Here is a 13,842-nt window from a genome sequence, read left to right as displayed (position 1 = left end):
CGGCGAACGCTAAACGGCCTGACGACGCGTCAGCAGGTTGTTGCGTTCTCCGATCGTTAGCCCTCCCCATACGCCGTACGGCTCGCGTACTGAAAGCGCGTGCTCGAGACATTCATTGACCACCGGACATCGCGCACAAAAGCTCTTCGCGACGGCTTCCCGAGAGTGTCTTCGCGGACCTCGCTCGGATTCGGGAGAAAAGAACGTCTCCGGATCGGCTTCTGTGCAAGCGCCTTCGTACTGCCACTCGTACACCTCAATGAGTGGCATCGGCAATCGCGCAATGCTGGCCATGAGAATGGCCTCCTCCCCGCGTGTTGAGGTAACCATGAACTTACTCAGACCTCAAGCAAGGTGCAAGACCCTACGGGAGAATGACTTTTAACTAGGCCGTGTCTGCCTATGCCCCGCCGGCTCGCGTGCCTCCGCATCCCGCCCGGCTCCGTTACGGTCGCTCGAAGGAGAATCGACTACAACGTCGCTCCCGCGCGAATGGGGGCACCTCCCGGCCGCCTTGCGGCTGGGGGACCGATCGGGCGCGGAGACCCGCTCACTGATCGACGTGGCATAAGCAGACACGACCTAGTCGTTTCTGTTTTCGGGAGGGTTGTCGTTTTCGGCGCGCGCCGCTGCTTCGCGGATCTCGAAAAGTTCGGTGGCCAGATCGCCAACGGAGCTGGTGATGTCGCGGACGGCATTGACCAGAATCGACCCGACCTCGGCGGCCGTGTGGGTCGCCGCCTCGGCGGACTGCTGCAGCACGTCCTTGTTGATCTCATGTCGACTGATCGCCATGGCGCCAACGATACCAATCGAGCCGGAGGTAGCGGGTCGCACCGCTGAGCACGTTCGCGCCCTACCTGTTGGTACCCGAGCGAATGGGCTCAGCGGAGTCCCAGGTCGACCCCGAGCTGCTTGACGACGTGCTCGAAGTACGCGTCGTAGTCGTCGACGGCGCCGACGATGTGTCCGAACAGCTCGAGAGTCAACGTGCCGATCACGACGGACCAGGCCCGCAGGATTGCGAGTGCCGCCGCGTCGTCGAGGGCGCCCTCGGCGAGCTCCCGAAGCCCGGCGATCGTGCTGTGCGCCCGGCGCGACACCGGGACCTGCGGTGCCGCAGGGCGTACGCCGGCCGCAGAGGCGTCGATCATGATGCCGGTGATGACGCGGGTGACGCGAAAGGCCGGAGTGATGGTGTCGGTCGGCGCCGCGTAGCCGGGCACGGGTGAGCCGTAGAGAAGCGCATAGTCGTGCGGATGCGCGACTGCCCAGGCGCGGATGGCGTGACACGCCTCCTCCCAGCGCAGCGCGTACGACGAGCGTCGGGTCACGCCCGCGTCGGCACGTTCTGTCGCGGTACCGAGCTCGTCGTAGGCCTCGATGATGAGCGCGGTGAGCAGTTCGTCGCGGGACGCGAAGTACCGGTACACCGCGGACGACGCCATGCCGAGCTCGCGGGCCACGGCGCGCAGGGAGAGCTGGCCGGGACCGACCTTCGCAAGCTGCTGCCGGGCGCTATCGAGGATCGCGCGGGTGAGCTGCTCGCGGGCGATCGCGCGAGCCGTACGAGGCGCGGACGGAGCAGTAGTCATGCGTGCCATGGTGCCCCAAGATGAGAGCAGCGGCAAGAGTTGCGAGCAGTGCTCTTGTTCAATGTCGAAACGTGTGCCATGCTCTCAACCAAGATCAGTGCTCTCGTATTGAACATCGAAACCCTGAGGAGCGGAAATGAGCGACAAACACGTGATCGTCGGAGCGGGACCGGTGGGAACCGAGCTCGCGACCGTGCTGGCGGCGGCGGACAAGCAGGTCACCGTCGTAACCCGTTCGGGGCGCGGGGTCGAAGCGCGGAACGTGAGCCGGGTGGCCGCCGACGCATCCGACGGCGACGGCCTGGCGCGGCTGACCGACGGCGCGGTCGCCCTCTACAACTGCGCAAATCCCGGCGACTACACGACCTGGCAGGCCGTGTGGCCGCCGCTGGCGGCGTCGTTGCTGGGTGCCGCGCGCAAGACCGGAGCGGTACTGGTGACGGCCGCGAGCCTGTATCCGTACGGACCGGTCGACGTGCCGATGGTCGAGGACCTCCCGGATGCCGCGACGGACAAGAAGGGCCTGATCCGCGCGGGGATGTGGGCAGATGCGCTCGACGCCCATCGTGCGGGTGAGGCGCGCGTCGTCGAGGTGCGGGGCTCGGACTACGTAGGTACGGGTGTCGGCAAGAACGGACATGTCTCACGCAACCTCCCGCGGGCGCTGGCGGGTAAGGGCGTTCGGGTGATCGGCGACCCGGACCTGCCGCATTCCTGGACCGACGTGCTCGACATGGCGCGTACGCTCGCCGCGGTCGCCGACGACGCCGATGCCTGGGGTCGGGTCTGGCATGCGCCGACGAATGCGCCGCGTACCCAGAGCGAGGCCCTCGGCGACGTCTTGGCTGCCGTCGGCAAGCGCCCCGTACCGGTGAAGCCGTTCCCGATGCGCACGATGCGCCTCATCGGCCGGTTCAACCCGATGGTGCGCGAGCTGATGGATATGAGCTACATGTTCACCCGGCCGTACGTACTCGACTCGTCGGCGGCCGAGGAGAGGTACGGGCTCGAACCGACGCCGTGGGACGAGGTGTGCCGGCGTACCGCGGCCGGCTGAGCTGCGAGGAGAGAGCGAGGGACGAGCGGCTCGACGAGCGCGACCAGAAGGCTGAGCGCGCCTCACATCCGCTCGGCGCCGGCCTTGATCGCCTCCCGAATGCGGTGGTAGGTGCCGCATCGGCAGATGTTGCGGATCTCGTCGAGGTCGGTGTCGGCGATCGCGCGCCCCTCGGACTGCGCCTGCCGTACCTTGGCGACCGCCGCCATGATCTGCCCGGGCTGGCAGTAGCCGCATTGCGCGACATCGATGTCGAGCCAGGCCTCCTGCATCGGATGCAGGTCGCCGTCGACGGTGTCGGCGAGGCCCTCGATCGTCGTCACCTCGTCGTCATCGGCGATGTCGCCGACGCGTACCGAGCACGGGTTGAACGCCTTGCCGTTGATGTGGGACGTGCACGCCTTGCAGACGTTGATGCCGCAGCCGTACTTCGGGCCGGTGACACCAAGGATGTCGCGCAGCACCCAGAGCAGGCGGACGTCGTCCTCGACGTCGACCGATACGTCTTCGCCGTTGAGCCGGAAGGTCTGGGTAGGCATCTGCCCCTCCTCAGTACGTGTGCTCGAGGCCGTCGGTCGGCGACTGCGGGATCGGCGGCATCGTCGGCTTGGGCTCGAACGCGAGCGGGTCGCGGTGGTTGATCGGGAAATGGGACGGCACCCGGCCGGTCGCCCGGGCGTACGCACAGGCAACCGCCGCGAAGGTCGACGCGACGCCGAACTCTCCGGCGCCGCCCGGCTGCTCGACGCCGGAGTCGACCACGATCACCTCGACCTCGGGCGGCACGTTCCACTGCCGGGTGTAGAAGTAGTCGTCCCAGCTGCCCTCGAGGAAGTGTCCGGTGTCGAGGTGCAGACTCGACGTCAGGGCCAGCGCGATGCCGTCCATGATGCCGCCCTGCATCTGCGCCTCGAGCCCGCGCGGGTTGATCGCGAGGCCGACGTCGACGGCCATCACGACCTTGGTCACCCGGGGTCCGCCGACGCCGTCCCGGATGTCGCGGTCGACGGTCTCCGGGCGGCAGTCGATCTCGACGAGCGCGGCGTTGAGGCCCTTGTACTCCTTGTGCACCGCGATGCCCTGTGCGGTGTTCGCCGGCATCGAGCGGCCCCAGTCGCCGGCCTCGGCGGCCGTGTCGAGCACCGTGCGCAGCCGCTTGTTCTTGGCGAACTCGCGGCGGAACTCGTACGCGTCCTTGCGGAGTTTGCGGGCGAGCAGGTCGACGGTGAGCTCGCGCGCCGTGCACACGTCGGGGGAGTAGATGTTGCGCATGCTGCCGGTGTTGAAGCCGCCGTCGACCTCGCTCAGCAGCTGATCGACCACGCCGAAGTTGTACGGCACCTCCTGGGTCAGGGTGAAGATCGTCTCGCTGAACCCGAGATCGCCGACCGGCAGCCGCGCCGCCAGCGCGGTGATGATCTCGCCGACGCCGTGGCCGAAATCGGTCTTCACGCTGGTGTGGCGCTGCTCGAAGGTGAGGACGTTGCCGAGCAGATGCGTTGCCCGGATGCGCGACGTGGCCATCGGGTGCGCGCGGCCGGCCCGCGAGTCGTCGGTGCGATGCCACATCAGCTTGACGGGCTTGCCCATCGCCTTCGACACCTGCGCGGCCTCGATCGCGGCGTCGTGGAACAGCTTGCGCCCGAACGAGCCGCCGCCCTCGACGACGTGTGCGGTCACGGCCGTGGGGAGCAGCCCGAGCATCGCCGCGATCTCCTCCTGCGCGACGATCGGCGACTTCATCCCCGACCAGATCTCCGCGCTTCCGGGACGTACGTCGGCGATGGCGCAGTTCGTCTCGAGCGCACTGTTGCTGCGGAAGTAGAACGTGAACTCCGCGTCGACGGTTCGCGCGAGCGGGTCGACGTCGGGTACGACGAGCGGAAGCTCGGCCGCCTTGAGCTCGCGGTGAACCGTACGGTCGGACTTGCCGACGGCGGTGCCTCCACGCCAGTCGACCCGCAGCGCGCGTACGGCGTCGATGCACTGGCCGAACGTGCGCGCGCGTACTGCGACGCCGGTGGGTACGACCGCGACGTCGGTGACGCCCGGCATCGCCTCGACCTCGCGCTGGTTGTGGACATAGCTGGGCGTGCCGTTGAGCGTCGGGGCACGGCAGATCATCGCGGGCAGCGCATCGGGTACATCGAGGTCCATGGTGAACCGCTTACGCCCGGTCACGGCGTCGCGTGCGTCGAGGCGATTCTGGCTGGTGCCGATGACGCTGAACTCGTCGCGGGGCTTGAGCTCGACCTCGACGCGTCGGGTCTTGCCGGATGCCGCGGCATTCGCGAGCTCGCCGTACGTGATGCTGGTGCCGTTGGGCGCCTCGATCACGCCCAACTTGGTGGTCAGGCGGTCGACGGTGTCACCGAGCACGATCGCGGCCGCCTCGAGGAGGGCGTGCCGGGCGATCGCCGCGGCGACCCGGATCGGCGTGAACGTCGAGATCGTGGTGTTCGACCCGCCGGTCAGCTGGTTGAACAGCAGCTCGGGCCTGGCATCGGCGAGGGTGACCCGCACCTTGTCGACCGGTAGCTCGAGCTCCTCGGCGATCAACATCGCCGTCGACGTGGTGATGCCTTGGCCGACCTCCGCGCGGGGCAGCGCGAACGACGCCGTGCCGTCGGTGTTGATCCGGACCGTGATCAGGTTGGCGGTCGGCGTCGCCGCGTCCGTCAGCAGGTCGTTGAGGTCGTACAGCTCGGGCGGTTGCGGCGCGGAGGGGATCTCCGCGCGGGCGGTGGATGCGAGTCCGAGGTCGGCGGCGGCCACGAGGGTCGACGCGCCGAGCACGTACCCGAGGAACGTTCGCCGGGGGAGCGTCATAGAGGGTTCAACGACACGGTTACCAGAAGGTAACGGCAGGTGCGCCGCGTTCGGGTCTATGTGGCATCGGTCCAATAGGTGTCAACCGATGCCACATAGACCCGAACGCGCGCCGAAATCCGGCGCCGGCGGAGCCCTACGCCGTCTACTTGCGCGGCGGGAGCGCGAGCTTCACGATCTTCTTCGCGACGCTGCCGAGCTGCCTGCTCAACGGCCCGGTGTTGTACTTCAGGCCGTACCGCTCGCACATGTCGCGCACCTTCTCCGCGACCTGCGGGTAACGGCGCGACGGGATGTCGGGGAAGATGTGGTGCTCGATCTGGTGGCTCAGGTTGCCGGTCATCAGATGGAACAGCTTCGAGCCGGAGATGTTCGCCGAGCCGAGGAGCTGGCGCAGGTACCACTGGCCGCGGGTCTCGTTCTCGGCGTCCTGCTGCTGGAACGTCTCGACGTCGGCCGGGAAGTGACCGCAGAAGATCACGCAGAACGCCCAGACGTTGCGGGTGACGTTGGCGATCGCGTTCCCGGCGAGCGTCGACAGGAAGAACGGACCGGACAGCGCCGGGAAGATCAGGTAGTCCTTGGCGAGCTGGCGCCCGGCCTTGCGGAGCGCCGGGCGGTTGCGCTCACGGAACTCGGCCCAGGTCTCGTGGCCCTCCTTCGCGCGGTCGACGTCCAGGTCGTGCAACATCACGCCGTACTCGAAGATGAACATCAGCACGAACGCGTACAGCGGGTTGCCGAGGTAGTACGGCGACCACTCCTGGTCCTCGTCGATGCGCAGCAGGCCGTACCCGATGTCGCGGTCCTTGCCGTGGATGTTCGTGTACGTGTGGTGCAGGAAGTTGTGCTGGTACTGCCAGTTCGAGGCGGGGTCGACGATGTCCCACTCGTACCTCTTGGAGTTCAGCGACGGGTCGTTCATCCAGTCGTACTGGCCGTGCATGACGTTGTGGCCGATCTCCATGTTGTCGAGGATCTTCGACAACGACAGGGATCCGACGCCGAGCAGCCACAGGGGCGGGATGAACGGGAAGTACAGCAGCCCGCGGCCCGCGACCTCGAGGCCACGCTGCACCTTGATCACCCGGCGGATGTAGTCGGCGTCCTCCTGGCCGAGGTCGTCGAGGATCTCCTGGCGGAGCTCGTCGAGCTCGCGGCCGAACTCCTCGAGGTCCTCGTACGTCATGTACTCGAGGCCGATCGTCGCGCGGCGGTCGTCTTCGGCGACGAGGGGCGCGGGGGCCATGTTGTGGTCGGTGGCGAGGCTCATTCTTCGGCTCCTGATGGTGGTGGGCGGTGGCGGTGCCGGGGAGTCAGAGCGCCACGGAGACGTCGCCGACGGGGACGTTGTTGCAGATGGTGATCTCCTCATCGGTGTCGGCGCGTACCTCTCCCGAGATCACATTGCGGACGGCGCCGAACTTCTTGCGGGTAGTGCACTTGTGACAGATGCCCATGCGGCATCCGAACTCCGGGGTGAGGCCGGCCGCCTCGGCCTGCTCGAGGATGGTGTTGCCGCTGTTGTCGACCTCCTGGTTGCTGTCGTCCAGGGTGAGCGTGCCGGTCGCGTCTGCGGCGTCGAGGTCGATCGTCGGTACCTTGAAGTACTCGAGCTGCAGGCGCTCGGCCGCGCCGGCCTCGTCGTACGCGTCGCGGACGACCGCAATCAGGCCGGCCGGTCCGCAGACGTACGTCGGTGTGTCGGCCGGATCGTGGCCGAGGTGCTTGAGGTGGTCGACATTGAAGCGTCCCTCGATGTCTTGGCCGCGCGGTGTCCGGGTGTAGACGCGCACCATCGTGACCCACGGGCAGCTCGCCTCGATCTCGTCCAGCTCGGCCGCGAAGATCTCGTCGTCGCGCGTACGCGCGTAGTGCAGGAAGGTCACCGGCCGCGAGTGGCCGCCGTCGCGGAGGCTGCGCAGCATCGACATGACCGGCGTGACGCCGCTGCCGCCGCTGATCAGCAGCAGGTCGTCCGGCACGGTCGCGGGCAGGACGAACTCGCCCTCCGCGCGGGACAGGTGCACGAGTGTCCCGGCGCGCAGCTCGTGGCGGAGGAACTGGGAGACGTAGCCGTCGGGGTGGACCTTGACCGTCACGCTGAACCGGCCGTCGTCGCGGTACGCCGAGCTCGAGACCGAGAAGCAGCGGATCCGGCGCTTGCCGTCGACCTCGACGCCGAACTGCACGTGTTGGCCGGGGGTGAAGTGGTCCCAGGCGTCGTTCGGCTCGAGCACCACCGTGCTGGCGAGGCCGGTCTCGTGGGTGACCTCGACGACGCGCGCGCGTACGTCGTGGACGGTGAGCATGGGGTGGACATGCTCGAGGAACCGGTCGATGCTGTGCGGAGTCGTCAGCGAATCGACGAACGACGACGCGAGCAGCCGACGCGCTAGTCCGCGCGTGGAGCGGGTCCGCGCCACTTCGCACCTCCGACAGTGAACATTTGTACACTGAGAATACTGCCGAGTGATCGGGCTGCGGTCAAACGTACGTGGGGCAGTGCGACCCGCATCACGTCGTCGAGTGAACAAGTGTAGCGAGAATTGGGGGATCGATAGGGTGTCGGCCATGCGTACCCGCCAGGAGCAGAAGGAGCGCACCCGTCGGGTGATTCTGGACGCTGCGCTCCAGCTCACCGGCGAATACGGCTTCGGCGGGCTCAGCCTGCGCCAGGTGACGCGCGCGTCGGGCATCGTGCCGACCGCCTTCTATCGGCACTTCGCGAGCATGCACGAGCTGGGGTTGGCGCTCGTCGGCGAGTCGTTCGAGACCCTGCGCGCGATGACCCGCGAGGCGAGGCGCGACCCGCGTACGTTCGACGACGTGATCGCGACCTCTGCGGAGATCCTGGTGCGGGTGGTCAAGGAGCGACCCGAACACTTCGCGTTCATCGCCCGCGAGCGGTTCGGGGGTGTCGCCGAGGTACGCGACGCCATTCGGCATGAGCTCGAGCTGTTCGTCAGCGAGCTGGCGGTCGACCTGGCGCGCTTCCCGTACATCGAGGACTGGACTCCGGCCGACGTGCAGATGGTGGCGAAGCTGTTCGTGAACAACATGGTGGGCACCGCCGAGGACATCGTCGAGGTGCCGCCCGGGCGCCCGGACCTCGAGCAGAAGGTGGCCGAGCAGGCGAAACGGCAGATGCGCCTGATCGCGATCGGCTTCAAGGACTGGAAGTCCCAGTAGCCGCCCCGTCGCCCCGCTGGGCCGCACACATCGGCCCCGGTTTCGGCGATTTCGGGACTGAAACGTGCGGCCCAGCGGGGTCTAGGTGGTCATCAGGTCGCCGTACGTCTCGAGGCGATCGGGGATCTCGGTGTGGTGCACCTGGCGCAGCGACTCGGGGTCGTCGAGCTCGTCCCACGATCGCGGGGTCGCCACCCAGGCCCGCTGCCGGCCGCGCAGCGAGTACGGCGTGATGGTGGTCTTCGCGGGGTTGTTCTGACTCCAGTCGAGCAGGATCTTGCCGCCGCGCTGCGCCTTCTTCATGTTGGAGACGACCAGCTCGGGGTGGTCGCTCTCCAGCGACGTCGCGAGCTCGTACGCGTACTCCCGCAGCTCCATCGGCGGCCGCGACGTCGGGAGCGGAGCGTACAGCTGCATGCCCTTGCTGCCGCTCGTCACCGGTATCGCGTCGAGATCGTCGTCGCCGAGCCGCTCGCGGATCAGTCGCGCCACCTCAACGCACTCCGGCAGACCCGCCGGCGCGCCCGGGTCGAGGTCGATCACCAGCCGGTCCGCGTCGTGGATGCCGTCGCGCGGCCCGACCGACCATTGCGGGGTGTGCAGCTCGAGCGCCGCGAGGTTCGCCACCCACGCGAGGCCGGCGCGGTTCTCGATGACCGGGTACGTGACGTGCGTACGGTCCTTGCTGCTGCCCGGTGACGCGATCTCGACCCGGCGTACCCAATCGGGGGTGCCGCGCGGGAGGTTCTTCTCGAAGAACGGCTTGCTCTCCACGCCGTCCGGCCAACGCTTGCGGGTCGCCGGGCGGCCCGCCAGCTGCGGCAGGATCACGTCGGCGACGGTGAGGTAGTGCTGGATCACGTCGAACTTCGTGGTGCCGTCGTCGGGATACAGCACCTTGTCGAGGTTGCTGAGCCGGACCTGCTTGCCGTCCAGCTCGAGGTGGTTGCTACCGCTGGGCATAGGTAACTCTTGCACGTACGCTGCCCGGGCGACCGGCGCGCCGCGCGATCCCCGGTCGTGATCGAGGTCGACCACCGGCGTTACGGTGGACAACCAACCGATTCTGGAGGCTCCTCGGGCATGCGCCGTCACCTTCTCAGCACGGCCGCGTGGATTCTGGTCGCCGCGGCCGCCGTCGCGGGATGCGACTCGGGCTCCGACGACGAGTCCGGCTCGGGCGCGTCGGGGCCGACGAGTGACTCGCCGACGTCCGACTCGCCGGCAACGGGTTCGACCGCACCCGGTGCTTCGAAGGCGTCGAACGCGCCCAAGCCGCCCGCTGCGGCGGAGAAGGACGATGCGGCGGGTGCGGAGGCGTACGTCGGCTACTTCGTCGACCTGGTCAACTACGCGGCAGAATCCGGCGACACCAAACCGCTGCACGACGCGGCGGTCGAGTGCGACTACTGCCAGCAGTTCCCCGCCGTGTACGACGACGTGTACAGCAACGGTGGGTCATTCGACGGCGACTTCTTCCGGCTCCTCGACGTGAACGCGACCGGTGAGGGCGACACGACGCAGGCCGTCGCCAAGCTGAAGGCCGACACGTCGACCACCTTCAAGATCGCCAAGGACAAGAAGACGCAGCATATCGAGCCCGTCTCGTACACCTGGACGATCGATCTCGAACCCACCGACGACGGCTGGCAGATCACCGGGATGAAAGAGAAGTTCTAGCGGTCAGGCACCGAGCGAGAGCACGACGTCGACACAGTGCTCGGTGAACGCCGCGCGGTCGACGTCGACGGCACCCGACAGGTACGCCATCAGCAGCCCGGACAGTGCTCCGACGATGGCGAGTGCCGCGAGCTCGGCATCGCTCGCCCGCGCGTTCGGCGGTAGACGGGAACGTACGAGGGCGACGAACTCGAGCGCGCGGGCCGTGCCCCGAGCACCGAGCGCCGGCTCGGTCGTCGGCGACAGCAGCAGTACGCGGCCGACGGCCGGCTCGTCGAGCATCAGGTCGACGAACGCCTCGACCGGTGCGCGTGCGGCGCGCGTACCCGAAGGAGACGCCTCCGATGCCGCGGCGAGAACCCCACCGGCCCGGGCCGAGACGTTGTCGTACACCGCGCGTACGAACGAGTCGCGGTCGCCGAACGCGTCGTAGAAGTGTCGCTCGGTCAACCCGGCGTCGCGGCACACGCCTCGTACGGTCAGTGGCCGGGCGTCGGCGGCTCCGAGCGCCACGACGCCGGCCTCGAGCAGGACCTCGCGTCGGGCCGTACGTCGATCGGTGAGTGCGGTGCCGGCCCAGGTGCCGGGGCGGTCGGCCATGACGTCCCTTCGTTGACCCGCTGGTGTGCGCCGCCTAGAGTGACAACGTGCGTTGTCACTCTGCCAGCACCGGTGCGCGAGAGCAAGGTGGGCCACCTCGGCTCGGTCCCGAATCGCTGACCTGGCGGTACTTCGGAGACTGGCGCGGTCTGCTGCAGGGCCTGTGGGCAGGGTCGATGCAGAACATGCATCCCGGCCTCGGCGCGGCCGTCGAGGAGCACTCGCGGTTCTTCGAGGAACGCTGGGAGCGGCTGCTGCGCTCGCTGTACCCGATCGGCGGCGTGGTCTTCGACGGTGAGCGGTCGGCCCAGACCGCGGCGGAGGTGCGCGGCTATCACAACCAGATCAAGGGCGTCGACAAGCGTGGTCGGCGCTACCACGCGCTCGACCCGGAGACGTTCTACTGGGCGCATGCGACGTTCTTCATGGGCACGATCCTGACCGCGGACCACTTCATGGGCGGGCTCACCGAGGACGAGAAGCGCGGGCTCTTCGACGAGCACATCGAGTGGTACCGGCGCTACGGCATGAGCATGCGGCCGGTGCCCGAGTCGTGGGAGGAGTTCCAGGCGTACTGGAAGCGCATGTGCACCGACGTGCTCGAGGACAACGTGGCGACCCGCGACGTGCTCGACCTGTCGACGCTCGACGTACCGCCTTTTGCGCCGTGGCTGCCGCGGTCCGTGTGGCTGCGCGTACGCCCGCTGATCGAGAGATCCTTTGTATGGTTGACGATCGGCATGTACGACGAACCGGTACGCGAGCTGCTCGGGTACACCTGGACCGAGCGCGACGCCCGTCGTCACCGACGCGTCGGCCAGGCCGTCAACGCGGTCTTCGCGCTCGTGCCGCGGCGGTACCGGAAGCATCCGCGCGCCCGCGCGGGCCTGGACATGTCGACGGGCCGCCGCGCGGCCGATGCGCCGCTCGTACACACGCCGCAGCGCAACCTGCCGCCGCCCGAGCACCGCGACGACCCGCGCCACTACAGCCCCGACGTGTGACGATGGGCGCCATGCCGCGCCGCAACCGAGTCGACCCCTGGGGCGACCTCCACGCAACGCCGGAGCGAGGCATGTTCACCGGCAACCGCGGCTGCCTCGTCGACGACACCGAGCAGGTCGTACGACACCATCGCGGCAACCTCTGGATCACCTGCCTGACCAGCTACCGCGGATGGCGCGTCGACCTCGCGCGACCGAGCCGATGGACGCCGATCTTCTTCTTGGACGAGGTTGTGGCACTCGCCGCCGGTCATCGACCATGCGGGTTGTGCCGCCGCGCGGCGTACGAGAGCTACCGCGAGGCGGTCGGCACGGCGTACGCACGGACGTGCACCGCCGGCGTGCTCAACGGCCTGCTCGCCGACGAGCGCCTGCGCCGCGGGCGGGGGCTCGATCGCGCGGGAGATCGCAGACTCTGGCGCGCCGATGCGGCCGGGCTACCCGACGGAGTCGTCTACGTCGACGAGGGGGTTGCGCGGGTGGTCCGCGGCGGACGCTCGCTGGCGTTCGGGTTCTCCGGCTGGCAGCGCCCGGGGGAGCGGCCGACGGGCCAGGTCGACGTACTCACCCCGCCTACCTCGGTCGCGGCGCTGGCGCAGGGGTACGAGCCGGGGTGGCATCCGAGCGCCGCCGGACCTGCGACCCGCTCGCCCGTGCCCGGTAGCCTCGACGAATGAGCGAGTCGAGGGATCGGTATCGAAGTACGCGGGTCACCGACGCGGACCGTGACCACGCCGCCGAGCGGCTGCGACTCGCCGCCGGACACGGCCGCCTCGACATCCAGGAGCTGGAGCGCCGGCTCGACGCGGTCTACGTCGCTCGTACGTATGGCGAGATCGAACCACTCGTCAAAGACCTGCCGCTCGACCAGGTCGGTGAGGCGGTCTCGTACGCGGAGACGATGGAGATCCGCCAGACCGGCGTGCGCATCGTTCGCCGGGGGCGATGGAAGGTGCCCCGGCGCGTCGTCGTCACCGGCAAGTTCGGTGCGACCCGGCTCGACTTCTCGCACGCGCTCATCGTGCATCCCGACGTCGAGATCGCGCTCGACACGTCGTGGACGTCGATCCGGATCATCGTGCCGAAAGGCGCATCGGTCGACACCGAGCAGCTCACGATGTCGGTCGGGTCATTGAGCAACAGTGCCGCGTCGGTCCCGCAGAAGAACGCACCGCGGTTCCGGATCACCGGGTCACATACGGGCGGACGCGTGCGGGTCGGCTACCCGCTGCGGTTCGGCGGCTGAGCGAGCAGACCCGCTGGGCGCGGCCCTCCCTGAGGCTATGGTCGGACCGTCCAAAGCCAGACCCGTCCGATCTCGAGGAGAGTCCATGCCGTCTCTCGGACCCATGTTGCGCATGCTGACCACTACCGCTGTCGCGGCGCTGCTCACCGTCGGCCTCCTTTCCGCCGGGCCCGCGGCCGCGAGGCCTGCCGGAACACCGACAACCACCGCCGCCAGCGACGGCGGGCCGGATCGGGCCGGTCACGCGAAGTGCTGGCGGAAGCACCGACGCTGCTTCAGCGCGGCCTCGATCGACACGATCAATGGCAAATCGGCGTTGGCGATCAACAAGATGACGAAGAAGCGGGCCGTCCGCACGGCTCAACGGCGGTGCGAGAGCAAGGGCAGCGCGGCCGGGTGTACGAAGGCGGGCTGGGTACGGAACGGCTGGCTCGCCGTCGCGTACCGGATGGTCAACGGCCGCGCCAGGGACTGGGCCAGCGGTGTTCGCTACGGCGAGACCGCCGCGCGCAAGCGCGCCCGCAGCCGGCTCGTCGGCCCCGGCAGACGCAAGTACTGGACCTGGGTGGGCACCGACCGCAGCACGCGGTACCGAACCGGCGGCCAGGAGCGCTTCGGTCAGTGGTGACCGAGTCGCGC

The 13,842-nt window shown here is 68.5% G+C and carries 16 protein-coding genes; 7 read left to right on the top strand and 9 right to left on the bottom strand.

What is annotated here, in order from left to right:
* Positions 1 to 9: 9 nt before the first annotated feature.
* From L0C25_RS00295 to L0C25_RS00285, 3 genes are all read right to left on the bottom strand, one after another.
* Entirely contained in the window at positions 10 to 270 is a 261-nt protein-coding gene (locus L0C25_RS00295; RefSeq protein ID WP_333908603.1) for a WhiB family transcriptional regulator, read from the bottom strand.
* Positions 271 to 582: 312 nt separating this feature from the next.
* Positions 583 to 795, bottom strand: coding sequence for a hypothetical protein (locus L0C25_RS00290; RefSeq protein WP_271634378.1), 213 nt, complete (start codon positions 793 to 795; stop codon positions 583 to 585).
* A gap of 89 nt (positions 796 to 884) precedes the next feature.
* Positions 885 to 1,595 carry a TetR/AcrR family transcriptional regulator gene (locus L0C25_RS00285; RefSeq protein ID WP_271634377.1) on the bottom strand — a complete coding sequence of 237 codons (711 nt, stop codon included), beginning with the start codon at positions 1,593 to 1,595 and terminating at the stop codon, positions 885 to 887.
* 136 nt (positions 1,596 to 1,731) lie between these two features.
* On the opposite strand from L0C25_RS00285, the gene L0C25_RS00280 reads away from it, so the two are divergent.
* A complete protein-coding gene (locus L0C25_RS00280; RefSeq protein WP_271634376.1) occupies positions 1,732 to 2,652 on the top strand; it encodes an NAD-dependent epimerase/dehydratase family protein in 921 nt (306 codons plus the stop codon).
* Between the two features lie 62 nt (positions 2,653 to 2,714).
* Here L0C25_RS00280 and L0C25_RS00275 read toward each other — a convergent pair whose 3' ends face one another.
* The 4 genes from L0C25_RS00275 to L0C25_RS00260 all read right to left on the bottom strand — a co-directional run bounded on the left by L0C25_RS00275 (position 2,715) and on the right by L0C25_RS00260 (position 7,907).
* Positions 2,715 to 3,191: a (2Fe-2S)-binding protein gene (locus tag L0C25_RS00275; RefSeq protein ID WP_271634375.1), complete on the bottom strand. Its 477-nt coding sequence runs from the start codon at positions 3,189 to 3,191 to the stop codon at positions 2,715 to 2,717.
* Between the two features lie 10 nt (positions 3,192 to 3,201).
* Positions 3,202 to 5,481: a molybdopterin cofactor-binding domain-containing protein gene (locus L0C25_RS00270; protein WP_271634374.1), complete on the bottom strand. Its 2,280-nt coding sequence runs from the start codon at positions 5,479 to 5,481 to the stop codon at positions 3,202 to 3,204.
* A 145-nt stretch (positions 5,482 to 5,626) separates the two neighbouring features.
* Positions 5,627 to 6,754, bottom strand: coding sequence for a fatty acid desaturase family protein (locus tag L0C25_RS00265; RefSeq protein ID WP_271634373.1), 1,128 nt, complete (start codon positions 6,752 to 6,754; stop codon positions 5,627 to 5,629).
* Positions 6,755 to 6,797: 43 nt separating this feature from the next.
* A complete protein-coding gene (locus L0C25_RS00260) occupies positions 6,798 to 7,907 on the bottom strand; it encodes a ferredoxin reductase (RefSeq protein ID WP_271634372.1) in 1,110 nt (369 codons plus the stop codon).
* A 148-nt stretch (positions 7,908 to 8,055) separates the two neighbouring features.
* Between L0C25_RS00260 and L0C25_RS00255 the strand changes: the two genes are divergently transcribed.
* Positions 8,056 to 8,673 (top strand): TetR family transcriptional regulator, encoded by a 618-nt coding sequence (locus L0C25_RS00255; RefSeq protein WP_271634371.1) that lies wholly within the window; start codon positions 8,056 to 8,058, stop codon positions 8,671 to 8,673.
* Positions 8,674 to 8,754: 81 nt separating this feature from the next.
* On the opposite strand, the gene ligD is transcribed toward L0C25_RS00255, so the two are convergent.
* Positions 8,755 to 9,636, bottom strand: coding sequence for a non-homologous end-joining DNA ligase (ligD, locus tag L0C25_RS00250; protein WP_271634370.1), 882 nt, complete (start codon positions 9,634 to 9,636; stop codon positions 8,755 to 8,757).
* A gap of 120 nt (positions 9,637 to 9,756) precedes the next feature.
* Here ligD and L0C25_RS00245 point away from each other — a divergent pair, with 120 nt between their 5' ends.
* A complete protein-coding gene (locus L0C25_RS00245) occupies positions 9,757 to 10,353 on the top strand; it encodes a DUF6318 family protein (RefSeq protein ID WP_271634369.1) in 597 nt (198 codons plus the stop codon).
* A 3-nt stretch (positions 10,354 to 10,356) separates the two neighbouring features.
* Here the strand turns inward: L0C25_RS00245 and L0C25_RS00240 are convergent, their stop codons facing one another.
* Entirely contained in the window at positions 10,357 to 10,953 is a 597-nt protein-coding gene (locus L0C25_RS00240) for a TetR/AcrR family transcriptional regulator (RefSeq protein ID WP_271634368.1), read from the bottom strand.
* Between the two features lie 47 nt (positions 10,954 to 11,000).
* Here L0C25_RS00240 and L0C25_RS00235 point away from each other — a divergent pair, with 47 nt between their 5' ends.
* The 4 genes from L0C25_RS00235 (at position 11,001) to L0C25_RS00220 (ending at position 13,831) form a co-directional block, all read left to right on the top strand.
* Positions 11,001 to 11,957: an oxygenase MpaB family protein gene (locus tag L0C25_RS00235; protein ID WP_271634367.1), complete on the top strand. Its 957-nt coding sequence runs from the start codon at positions 11,001 to 11,003 to the stop codon at positions 11,955 to 11,957.
* Between the two features lie 11 nt (positions 11,958 to 11,968).
* Positions 11,969 to 12,634: a hypothetical protein gene (locus L0C25_RS00230; protein ID WP_271634366.1), complete on the top strand. Its 666-nt coding sequence runs from the start codon at positions 11,969 to 11,971 to the stop codon at positions 12,632 to 12,634.
* Positions 12,631 to 13,203 carry a DUF1707 SHOCT-like domain-containing protein gene (locus tag L0C25_RS00225; RefSeq protein ID WP_271634365.1) on the top strand — a complete coding sequence of 191 codons (573 nt, stop codon included), beginning with the start codon at positions 12,631 to 12,633 and terminating at the stop codon, positions 13,201 to 13,203. Before L0C25_RS00230 ends, L0C25_RS00225 begins: the two co-directional genes overlap by 4 nt.
* An 85-nt stretch (positions 13,204 to 13,288) precedes the next feature.
* On the top strand, positions 13,289 to 13,831 hold the full coding sequence (locus L0C25_RS00220; RefSeq protein ID WP_271634364.1) for a DUF4189 domain-containing protein: 543 nt from the start codon (positions 13,289 to 13,291) through the stop codon (positions 13,829 to 13,831).
* Positions 13,832 to 13,842: the final 11 nt, after the last annotated feature.

It is taken from the genome of Solicola gregarius (assembly GCF_025790165.1).
Classification (GTDB): Bacteria; Actinomycetota; Actinomycetes; order Propionibacteriales; family Nocardioidaceae; genus Solicola; species Solicola gregarius.
Note: the sequence above shows the minus strand (reverse complement) of the source record. Positions and strands in the feature narration are given on the sequence as shown.